General features: G+C 67.4%; 9 protein-coding genes and 2 pseudogenes. 7 read left to right on the top strand and 4 right to left on the bottom strand.

The features are described 5' to 3' along the window. Nucleotides 1-74 precede the first annotated feature (74 nt). From nagA to NHG85_RS15675, 4 genes and pseudogenes are all read left to right on the top strand, one after another. On the top strand, nt 75-1,217 hold the full coding sequence (nagA, locus tag NHG85_RS15690; protein WP_253334019.1) for an N-acetylglucosamine-6-phosphate deacetylase: 1,143 nt from the start codon (nt 75-77) through the stop codon (nt 1,215-1,217). Nucleotides 1,218-1,373: 156 nt separating this feature from the next. Continuing rightward, nucleotides 1,374-1,494: pseudogene (locus NHG85_RS15685) on the top strand (IS5/IS1182 family transposase); the annotation flags it as partial. Between the two features lie 296 nt (nt 1,495-1,790). After that, on the top strand, nt 1,791-2,972 hold the full coding sequence (sorT, locus tag NHG85_RS15680; protein ID WP_253334017.1) for a SorT family sulfite dehydrogenase catalytic subunit: 1,182 nt from the start codon (nt 1,791-1,793) through the stop codon (nt 2,970-2,972). Nucleotides 2,973-3,039: 67 nt separating this feature from the next. Then, nucleotides 3,040-3,423 (top strand): c-type cytochrome, encoded by a 384-nt coding sequence (locus tag NHG85_RS15675; RefSeq protein ID WP_253334015.1) that lies wholly within the window; start codon nt 3,040-3,042, stop codon nt 3,421-3,423. A gap of 48 nt (nt 3,424-3,471) precedes the next feature. Here NHG85_RS15675 and NHG85_RS15670 read toward each other — a convergent pair whose 3' ends face one another. The 4 genes and pseudogenes from NHG85_RS15670 to NHG85_RS15655 form a co-directional block, all read right to left on the bottom strand. Beyond that, nucleotides 3,472-4,167 carry an anti-sigma factor family protein gene (locus NHG85_RS15670; RefSeq protein ID WP_253334013.1) on the bottom strand — a complete coding sequence of 232 codons (696 nt, stop codon included), beginning with the start codon at nt 4,165-4,167 and terminating at the stop codon, nt 3,472-3,474. Next, on the bottom strand, nt 4,164-4,877 hold the full coding sequence (locus NHG85_RS15665; protein WP_253334011.1) for an RNA polymerase sigma factor: 714 nt from the start codon (nt 4,875-4,877) through the stop codon (nt 4,164-4,166). The genes NHG85_RS15670 and NHG85_RS15665 overlap by 4 nt, the downstream gene beginning before the upstream one ends. A gap of 331 nt (nt 4,878-5,208) precedes the next feature. Then, nucleotides 5,209-5,810 (bottom strand): annotated as a pseudogene (locus NHG85_RS15660) (transposase). 141 nt (nt 5,811-5,951) lie between these two features. After that, nucleotides 5,952-6,872, bottom strand: a complete 921-nt coding sequence (locus NHG85_RS15655; protein ID WP_253334009.1) for an SDR family oxidoreductase — start codon at nt 6,870-6,872, stop codon at nt 5,952-5,954. 161 nt (nt 6,873-7,033) lie between these two features. Here NHG85_RS15655 and NHG85_RS15650 point away from each other — a divergent pair, with 161 nt between their 5' ends. The 3 genes from NHG85_RS15650 to NHG85_RS15640 all read left to right on the top strand — a co-directional run. After that, nucleotides 7,034-8,200: an acyl-CoA dehydrogenase family protein gene (locus NHG85_RS15650; protein WP_253334007.1), complete on the top strand. Its 1,167-nt coding sequence runs from the start codon at nt 7,034-7,036 to the stop codon at nt 8,198-8,200. Nucleotides 8,201-8,202: 2 nt separating this feature from the next. Beyond that, on the top strand, nt 8,203-8,622 hold the full coding sequence (locus tag NHG85_RS15645; protein ID WP_253334005.1) for a PaaI family thioesterase: 420 nt from the start codon (nt 8,203-8,205) through the stop codon (nt 8,620-8,622). A 113-nt stretch (nt 8,623-8,735) separates the two neighbouring features. After that, on the top strand, nt 8,736-10,137 hold a 1,402-nt coding region (locus NHG85_RS15640), incomplete at its 3' end, for an acetate--CoA ligase family protein (protein ID WP_253334003.1).

Genomic DNA, 10,137 nt, shown 5'->3' with positions numbered 1-10,137 from the left:
CACCGAAGCCGCCGCCGAGCTGGAGCTGCGGCAATATTACGAGACGGTTCACCCGAAAGGGCAGGAGGTGATGCTTGACTGATGCGGATGATCTGATCGTTCTGCCCGAGGCGCTGTTCGACGGCGAGGCGGAAGCGCCGCTTGCCGACCGGGCCATCGTGATCCGCGAAGGGCGGATCCATGACGTCACCAAAGCCGCCCATGCGCCGCCGGGCCGGCTGCTGCGCGCGCCCGTGGCGGCACCGGGCTTCATCGACCTGCAGATCAATGGCGGCGGCGGGGTGATGTTCAACGACGCGCCGACGCGCGATACATTGCGCCGCATGGCGCGCGCGGCGCGGCGCGGTGGTACGGCGCATATCCTGCCGACTTTCATCACCGCGCCGGACAGCTCCTATCTCGCCGCGATGCAGGCGGTGCGCGAGGCGCTGGCCGAAGCCGAGCCGGGCATTCTCGGCCTGCATCTCGAGGGGCCCTTCCTGTCGCCCGCGCGGCCGGGCATCCATCCGCCCTCTGCGGTGCAACGGCTGTCGGAGGCCGATCTCGATGCGCTGTGCGAGGGTGTGGGGGGGCCGTTCCTGATCACCCTGGCGCCGGAAGAGGCGCCGCCGGGCGCGATCGCCCGGCTGGTCGGAGCGGGGCTCAGGGTCTTTGCCGGCCACAGCGAGGCCGATCACGCCGCGATGCGCCGCGCGGCGGACGAAGGGCTGAGCGGCGGCACGCATCTTTTCAACGCGATGTCGCAGATCATGGGGCGCGCGCCCGGCGTGGTGGGGTCGCTCTTCGATGACGACCGGCTCTTTGCCGGGATCATCGCCGACGACATCCACGTGCATCCGGCGAACCTGCGGCTGGCGCTGCGGGTCATGACGGAGCGGCGGCTGTACCTCGTCACCGACGCGATGGCGACGCTGGATGCGCCCGAGGCGAGCTTCACGGTCAACGGCAAGACCATCTCCCAGAAGGACGGGCGTCTTGCCGATGCCGAAGGCCGCTTGGCGGGGGCGCATCTGGCGATGGACGAGGCCGTGCGCAACATGTGCCGCCTGGGCGGGGCAAGCCGGGCCCAGGCGTTGCGGATGGCGTCGACCACCCCGGCCGAGGCGCTCGGGCTGGGGGCCGATCTTGGGCGCATCGCGCCGGGGCAGCGCGCCTCGATCACCCTTCTGACCCGGGATCTGGAGGCCTGTGGCACCGTCGTGGACGGGGTCTGCTGATGGCGTGGATGCCTCGTTTCGAAGGCATCCCGATGGTTCGGGACATGTGGGCGAGACAACTCGGGGCGGTCATCCCTGCCGGCGTTGATGCAGAGCTTTCCGCTCGCCGGTTCACATGGCGATGCAGCTGCTGAGATGGGCGACGGGACGTAGCCCATGGCTGCCCGCTACCGCACGACGAACTGGTCCGCCCACAACGCGGCGCTGCGCAGGCGCAGGCTTCCTGCTGATCTGGCTGGACCGGGAGATGACGTGGCTTGCACCGCATGGGGGACGGCTGCGCAAGCGGCATGATGGCGGGCGCGCCTGAGCAGCAGATCCAAGCCGCGGAGCTACAAGACCAGACACCGGTCTGATCGTAACGCGGCGCTGAGGATGCGTGGTTCCCTGACAATGAAAACGCTGATCGTTCCCGGGCGCGCCACACCTTCGGGGCGCGGCATCGGAGCCTGTCTCGACCGGACAGGAGTGCGCGAAACGGTATGATCCCGGGTTGGAATAAAACGCCTGTCCCATCCGTCTTTCCATCGGAGCTGCCCTGCAAGAGGCGCAGTCATCGAGGGAGGAACGATCATGACAGTGCTACCGAGGATCAAGAGACGTCATTTCCTGCTCGCGAGCACCGGCGGCATCGTCGGCGCGGCCGCCGGGCTTCCGGCCATGGCGCAGGAAGGCAAGGCGCTGCCGGACTACGTGGCTTGGAAGGATGCCGACGACCTCATCGTCCATTCGCAACAGACGCTGGAGACCCAGCGCGGCGCGATCGGCTCGGGTCTCGTGACACCGAGCGAGGATCTCTACATCCGCAACAACCTGCCCGCGCCGTCAGAGGAGATCGTAGCGGATCGCGATGCCTGGGAGCTGAGCGTCGAGGGCGTGGCCGAGCCGCGCGCGATCACCCTGGGCGATCTCAAGACGATCGGCGTCGAAACCGTGGCCTGCGTCCTGCAATGCTCGGGCAACGGGCGCGCCTTTTTCGAGCACGAGACCAGCGGCACGCAGTGGTCGGTCGGGGCCGCGGGCAACGTGGTCTGGACCGGTGTGCCGGTGCGTGACGTGGTGGCGGCCATGGGCGGCGTGGCCGAAGGGCTGGACTGGCTGACCGGCACCGGCGGCGAGGAGATCCCCGACGGCGTGCCGAAGGAGACGATCCAGGTGGAGCGCTCGGTGCCCAAGGAGGCGATGGAGCGCGCCATTCTCGCCTGGGACATGAACGGGCAGCCCATTCCGCTGGCGCATGGCGGGCCGCTGCGGCTGGTGATCCCGGGCTATTACGGGGTCAACAACGTGAAGTATCTCAAGCGGCTGGCCTTCACCGAAGAGGAGTCGCCCAACAAGATCCAGCAGACCAGCTACCGGATCCGCCCGGTCGGCGAGAAGGGCGCGCCCTCGCAGCCCTCGATGTTCGAGATGAACGTGAAATCCTGGATCACCGGCCCGCTCGAGGAGGCCGGGACCGGCAAGGTGCAGATCCACGGCGTGGCCATGGGCGGCATCACGGCGCTCGAGAAGGTCGAGGTTTCCACCGATGACGGGCAGAGCTGGACGCAGGCGCAGTTTCTTGGGCCGGACATGGGCCCCTATGCCTGGCGCCCCTTCGTCGTGATCGCCGATCTGGGGCAGGGGTCGCATGTGCTCGCCAGCCGGGCCAGCACGGTCGACGGGCAGGTGCAGCCCGAGACCTTCGAGCCTAATGAGCGCGGCTATGGCCACAACGGCTGGCGCGCCCATGCCGTCGATCTGACGGTCCTCTGATCGCAATACCATCCTCCCGACCGCCGATGGGGCGCGGTCGGGATCACCAATTTCAGGGACATACCGAATGATGACCTTCAAGACGCCGCTTGCCGGCCTCGCTTTCGCGGCCGTTGCGGGCGGCACCGCCGCGGCGAACCCGGATCACGACCTCGGGCGCAATCTTTTCACCGACAATGCCTTCATGCCCTGCAGCGCCTGCCACGCCCTCGCCGATGCCGGGGCGGAAGGGGCGGTCGGCCCCGACCTCGACGTCTTTGCCCCGACCATCGACCAGGTGCGCGTGGCCGTCACCAGCGGCATCGGCATCATGCCGGCCTTTTCGGAAGACCTGAGCGAAGAGGAGATCGAAGCCATCTCCGCCTATGTCGCGGCGGCTACCGGCTCGGCAGTGCCGCAAGAGGGCGCATCGGATCTGGCCGAGACGCCCGGGGGCGCCGACGCCTCGTGATCCGTCAGGCGCGTCACGGCCAGCCCCCGGGGGCCGGGCGTGACGCGGTCACCCGCAGGCGCGGGCGTCCTGCAGGCGACTGGCGAGGATGGTTTCACCCCCGGTGCCGATGCCTTCTCGCAGATAGGCGGTGATGGTCTCGAAACGGCGGGGGTCCATGTCGCGGGCCACCAGCACATGAGGCGTGGCGCCGTTGTGCCACGCGGCCTGCATCGACGCCGGATCCGGGTCGTCGATCGAGGCCTCTCCGACAAGGAGGGTGAGGCGGCACCCGTTGCGTCCGACATAGTGACCGGCCCTGACGCGACCGACCCTCCGCTCGGCCACGAGGCTCAGCCCCGCCACCCCCAGATCGGGAAGTTCGGCGGATGACGACACGGACGCATCCTGAATCTCATCGCCGATCGAGGCCGTCGCGTCGGTCAGAAACCCGGCATGGATCTCGGTCGCGGAGGGTTTGCGATCAACCTGCCCGACCCCCAGAAGAGCGGCGATGGCCAGACCGGCGGCGAGGGCGCCTGCCGCGGCCCATTGCCTGATCGACACCGCGCGCGGGGGCGCGGTGTCGCGCATTGGGCGCAGCGCCCGCAGATCCTTCTTGAGGTCGGCTAGATCTTCATGGGCCAGCGCAAGCGACGTCTCCCGCCCGAGGCGGCGCTCGAAGGCGGCTCGTTCCACGGGATCGAGCTCGTCGTCGAGATACGCGCCGAGCAGGATCATGTCCTGATCGCTCATCTGGGTCATTCCGATAGGTCCCTCGCGCTCTCGCGATCCTCGCCTTCGACGAGATCGAGCATCTGTTTGCGGGCTCGGCTCAGCCGGCTCATGACGGTCCCGGTCGGGACATCCATGACCTCGGCCGCCTCGCGATATTTCAAACCCATGATGTCCACCAAAAACAGCACCTCCCGACATCCGGACGGCAGCTTGGCAAAGGCCAGTCTCGTCAGCACCACCCGTTCGGTGCCGCTTTCATGCGGCGCCTCATCCAAGAGACGTCTCCCGGCCTCGGAATATTCCCGGCGCACGCGCCATTTGCGCAGCTCGTCGTAACGCAGGTTGCGAAGCACCCTGAACATCCAGGGCCGCAGCTCGTCGATCCGGCGCGGTGGAGCCTTCGCCCGCATGGCGCGCTCGACGGCATCCTGTACGAGATCCTGCGCTTCGTGCTGCGCGTCGCAGATCGCTCCGGCATAGGCCTGCAGCTCCGGAAACAGGATTTCGATCTGGCGGCGCAACTGCATGCCGCAGGTCTTATCATGGGGTCCGGCGCCGGGGGAAGAAGCTCCGACCGCCTGCTGCAGTCGAGAGCTCGTCACGGTTCTTGTGAGGTATGGCCGGTAGGATCCTGCGATTGCGCGATATCCCGTGCGGCCCCCTGACATGTGCCCGGCGATGACCGCGACGCTGCCGCGTTGGACACCCCGGATCACGGTGAGATCGATTTCCGGCACCTGTTCCGGATCATTCGCCTACTCGGCTACAACGCTCCGCCCGGGGCTGAATACAAGCCCGGCGGCGATACAGACAAATCGCTGAATTGGCTGAGAGACCCGCTCGGCGATGTCCGAGACGCGAGGCGGTTCCCCGTAGCATCGTTCTGCGGCGCGGGTTGATTGCCCAACCTTCAAGGGAGGGCCAAAGGCGGAGCGATCCGTTTCGCTCAAGCGCGCGCGCTTCCAACCTGCGCCGTCGCATCCCCGACCGCGCACCGCCGGCGCGCGGCGTAGGGGCGATGTTGCGCAAAGCAGCCTCGGGCATGACTGCCCCCTTTCCCGCCTCTCCTCAGCGGACGGCTTCGATTTCGGCCCTGCTAAGGGCCGAGAAGCGGTTCATGAGGGCGATGCGGATCTGGATTTCGGCGGTCTGGCGGTCGGGGTCTCGTGACATGATCCTCTCGCCGAAGAGCTTCAGGCAGTTCATCTTGGGCTCGACGCGAGTTCGGACGTGGTGGCCGGTCCTTTTCTTCCAGAGCGTCCGGCCTAAGCGCCGGGCTGCCCGCAGGATCTCGTTTCGCGCGATGGCGGCGGGACAGTCTTCTTTTCAGGCACGACCATTGCGGCGGATCGGTATGACGGCATCCGCGCCTGCCGACGGCACAGCGTCGAATAGTCCGGAACCGGCCAGTCGAGCCCCGCCATCTGGATCAGGCTCTCGACCAGCCCGACCGTCTGCCGGAGCGGAAGACCGAAGAGCACTTTCAGGGTGAGGCATGTTTGGATCGCAGCGTCCGAGAAGGTCTGGGGCCGTCCGCGCTTGCCGCTCCTGCCAGCGTGCCAGACCATCTCGGGATCGAACCAGACCGACAGCGAGCCGCGCTTGCTCAGCGCCGCGTTGTGGGCGGACCAGTTCGTCGCGCGGTAGCGGGACGGGGAAGGCTTTGGCATGCCCCCGAGCTAACCGTCAGGGCCCGCTCAGTGAATCTCCTTTACCGATATGTGCAGCAACGTCCATCCACATCGCGCGCCCCCGCAGAAGGTCTGCGGGAGCGGCCGGTTTCGGCAGGTGTCGCCCGCAGGCGTGCAGGCTCAGACCGGATCCCAGTTGAACACGTCGGCCGAGACGTCGAGTGGCACGTAGCTCGATTTCAGCGATGCCATCGCGTGGCGGGTCACGCTGTCGATGTCCCAGCCCTCGCCGCGATGGACGGCCCGTACCGGCCGGGGCTGGGACATCAGGAAGATCTCGTTGTTGCGCACGGCGAAGATCTGTCCCGTGGTCTCGGCGCCCTCGTCCGACGCGAGGTAGAGCGCGACGGGGGCGATCTTTTCGGGCTTCATCTCCTTCATCCGATCGACCCGCTCCTGCTGCTCGGGGCTGTCGACCTTGATCGAGGAGGTCATGCGGCTCCAGGCGAAGGGCGCGATGCAGTTCGAGCGGATGTTCCAGCGCGCAAGATCGAGGGCGATGGATTTCGACAAAGCCGCGACACCCAGCTTCGCGGCGGAATAGTTGGCCTGCGCGAGATTGCCGATCAGGCCGGAGGTCGAGGTCATGTGGATCAGGCTGCCGGACCCCTGTTCGCGCATCACGTCCGCCGCGGCGCGGCTGACGTTGAAGCTGCCGTAGAGATGCACCTTCACCACGGCATCGAAGTTCTCATAGGTCATCTTGTGAAAGAAGCAGTCGCGCAGGATGCCCGCGTTGTTGACGACGCTGTCGAGGCGGCCAAAGGCGCTGACGGCCTGTTGCACCATGTTCTTCGCACCTTCGGGGTCCGAGACATCATCGCCATTGGCGACGGCGACGCCACCTGACCTCTCGATCTCGGCCACGGTGTCCTGCGCGGCGGCACTGGATTCGCGCTGGCCTTCGAGCGAGGCACCGATGTCGTTGACGACGACCTGCGCCCCGGCTTTCGCGGCCTCCATCGCGATGGCGCGACCGATGCCATTGCCGGCGCCGGTCACCAGCATGACCTTGCCACTGAGGGGTTTCATGTCGGGCATATCTCCTCCGTTCTTCATGGGTGTTTCGGGTGGTTTCTCAAGGGGCAAGGCATCGAACCTGACCGCATCACGCTATTCCCCTATCAGAATATGATTTACTATACAGAATGCGATCTGTAGAACAAGGGAGGATGCAGTTCGTGCCAAGGGGAGGACCAACCATGGCGACAGGTGTGGACGAGGACGTTTTCGAGCAGCTCGTGGAAACGGTGGATCGATTCGCCCGCGAGCGGCTGATCCCGGCGGAACGCCGGGTTGAGGAGGAGGACGCGATCCCCGAGGAGATCGTGACCGAGATGAAGGAGATGGGGCTTTTCGGACTGTCCACGCCCGAGGAGTTCGGCGGCATCGGCCTGAACGTGCCGCAGGAGGCGCGGCTGATCGAGACCCTGTGCTACGCCTCTCTGACCTTCCGCTCGCTGATCGGCACGAATGTGGGCATCGGCTCGCAGGGCATCGTCATGGACGGCACGCAGGCACAAAAGGAGCGATGGCTGCCCGGCGTGGCAAGCGGCGAAGTGATCGCGTCCTTTGCGTTGACCGAGCCCGACCATGGCTCGGACGCGGGCGGCATCCGCACCTCGGCCCGGCGCGACGGCGGTGATTTCGTCATCAACGGCACCAAGCGCTACATCACCAATGCCGTGCGCGCCGGGGTGTTCACCGTCTTTGCCCGGACCGATGCCGAGAAGCCCGGCGCCGACGGGGTCTCGGCCTTCATCGTGCCGGCGGACACGCCGGGCATCACGGTGGCCAAGCCCGACCGCAAGCTTGGCCAGCGCGGAACGAAGACCTCGGACGTGATCTTCGAGAACGTGCGCGTGCCCGAAAGCGCGATCCTGGGCGGTGCGGAGCGGCTGCATCAGGGCTTTCGCACCGCCATGAAGGTGCTCGACCGGGGCCGCATCCACGTCGGCGCGATGGCGGTGGGCCAGAGCCAGCGCATGCTCGACATCGCCACCGATTACGCGCTGGAGCGCCGCCAGTTCGGCAAGCCGATCGGAGAGCATCAGCTGGTGCAGGGCATGATCGCCGATTGCCAGGCCGAGCTTCAGGCAGCGCGCGCGCTCGTCCGGGCCACGGCCGATACCTTCGACCGCGAGGGCAAGGCCATCCTCGAGGCCTCCTGCACCAAGTATTTCTGCACCGAGGCCGCCGGGCGCATCGCCGACCGGGCGCTGCAGATCCACGGCGGCGCGGGCTACATGGCGGAGTATGATATCGAGCGGCTCTACCGCGACATCCGGCTGCTGCGGATCTACGAGGGCACCAGCCAGATCCAGCAGCTCGTCATCGCGCGCCGCACCCTGTCGCAGCGGGCGGGCTGATCGTGGCTGCGCATGTGCCCCGCGGCATCGACGAGATGCCGCCGCAATCGGCGTTCTCGGCGCTCCTGGGGATCGAGATCGCGACCTGCACCCCCGAAGAGGTGGTGTGCCGGATGCGGGTGACCGAGGCGATGGGCAACCGCAACGGCGTGCTGCATGGCGGCGCGCTGATGACGCTGGCCGATACGGCGGCGGGAACCTCGGCCTTCATCAACAGCCCGGCCGAGATCTCCAACACCACGGTCGAGGCCAAGACCAATTTCATCAGGCCGATCAAGGTGGGCGATACGGTGATCGCGCGCTGCGTGCCCGTCCATGTGGGGCGCACCACGGTGGTGCTTCAGGTCACGCTGACGCGCGATGACGGCAAGATCGTCGGCTCGACCTCGCAGACCCACCTGTTTCTGGGCTGGAAAGACTGAGACGAAGGGGAGGGACGAATGACGGACACCGAAGTTTCGAAGCCCGCGCCGCGGGCCGCCCGTGAGGCGCATCCGGGCCAATGCACCGCAATTCTCGGATCGGAGGCCGTCCTGTGACCAGTCTTTCGCATATCGACGGGCTGATCGCCCCGAAATCCGTGGCCATCATCGGCGCCTCCGATGACCCGACCCGGATCGGCGGCCGCCCGATCGCGGCCATGCTCAGGGCGGGCTACGCGGGCCGCATCCTTCCGGTGAACCCCAAGCGCGACACGGTGCAGGGCCTGCCCTGCTACGCCAGCGTCGAGGCCCTCCCCGAAGCGCCCGAGGCGGCGCTGATCGCGGTGCCGGCCAAGCTGGTCGCACAGACCATCGAGGCGCTCGGCCGCAAGGGATGCCGGGCCGCGACGCTGTTCTCGGCGGGCTTTGCCGAGATGGGCGCGGCGGGCGAGGCGGCGCAGCGCGATTTGGTCGCGCTGGCACGACGATATGACATGCGGCTTCTGGGACCGAACACGCTTGGCGTCTACAACGTGGACATCGGCTATTTCGGCACGTTTTCCTCGTCGCTCGACACCGGGCATCCGCGCCCCGGCAACATCGGCATCGCCAGCCAGTCCGGCGCCTTCGGCGCGCATCTGGGCGCTCTTGCGCGGGATCGGGGGCTTGGCGCCTCAATGCTCATCACCACTGGCAACGAGGCCGATATCACCGTCGCCGAGGCGATCCGCTGGATGGCCGAAAGCGACACCATCGACGTGATCTGCACCTATATGGAGGCCGTCAACGACGCGCCGGCGCTGCTGGCGGCGCTCGATGCGGCGCGCGCGGCCAAAAAGCCGGTCTTGATGCTGAAATCGGGCAGCTCGGCGGTCGGCGCGCGCGCCGCCGCCTCGCACACCGCCTCGCTCACCGGCGATGCCATGGTCGCGGATGCGGTGCTGTCCGATCACGGCGCGATCATGCTGACCGATCCGGAGACGATGATGGACATCGCCTATGCCGCCTCCAAGGGCGTGCTGCCCGAGCGGCATGCGCTGGGGGTGGTCACGGTCAGCGGCGGCGCGGGGATCGTCATTAGCGACGAGGCCGAGCGCATCGGCCTGCCGATGCCCGCCATGCCCGAGGCCGCGCAGGCCCGGCTGCTGGAGGCGCTTCCCTATGCCTCCGCCGCCAACCCGCTCGACTGCACGGCGCAGGCGCTCAACGAGCCCGCCTTGCTCGAACAGTTCACCCGCGCCGCACTGGAGGAGGGCGGCTACGGCGCGGTATTGTGCTTCCTGACCTATGTCGCGGGAAGCCGGGCGATGTCCGACGTCATCCTCGAGGCGATGGCCCCGTTGCGCGCGGCCTACCCCGACCGCATCATCGCCTTTTGCGCCCTCGGAGACCCGCAGGTGCTGCACCGCTACGACGAGGCGGGCATCCTCGTGTTCAACGACCCCTGCCGCGCGGTGCGCGCGCTGAACGCGGTGCTGCGGCTCGGCGCGGCGCAGGGCATGTCCCGCCCCGCGC

It is taken from the genome of Limimaricola litoreus, from assembly GCF_024159025.1.
In the GTDB taxonomy this organism is placed as follows: domain Bacteria; phylum Pseudomonadota; class Alphaproteobacteria; order Rhodobacterales; family Rhodobacteraceae; genus Limimaricola; species Limimaricola litoreus.
This window is presented reverse-complemented; position numbering and strand designations above follow the sequence as displayed.

What these genes read in the sequence shown, in the direction of transcription:
- NHG85_RS15650 (WP_253334007.1), top strand. Translation starts at nt 7,034, where the DNA reads ATGGCGACAGGTGTGGACGAGGACGTTTTCGAGCAGCTCGTGGAAACG.
- sorT (WP_253334017.1), top strand. Translation starts at nt 1,791, where the DNA reads ATGACAGTGCTACCGAGGATCAAGAGACGTCATTTCCTGCTCGCGAGC.
- NHG85_RS15675 (WP_253334015.1), top strand. Translation starts at nt 3,040, where the DNA reads ATGATGACCTTCAAGACGCCGCTTGCCGGCCTCGCTTTCGCGGCCGTT.
- NHG85_RS15670 (WP_253334013.1), bottom strand. Translation starts at nt 4,167, where the DNA reads ATGACCCAGATGAGCGATCAGGACATGATCCTGCTCGGCGCGTATCTC.
- NHG85_RS15655 (WP_253334009.1), bottom strand. Translation starts at nt 6,872, where the DNA reads ATGCCCGACATGAAACCCCTCAGTGGCAAGGTCATGCTGGTGACCGGC.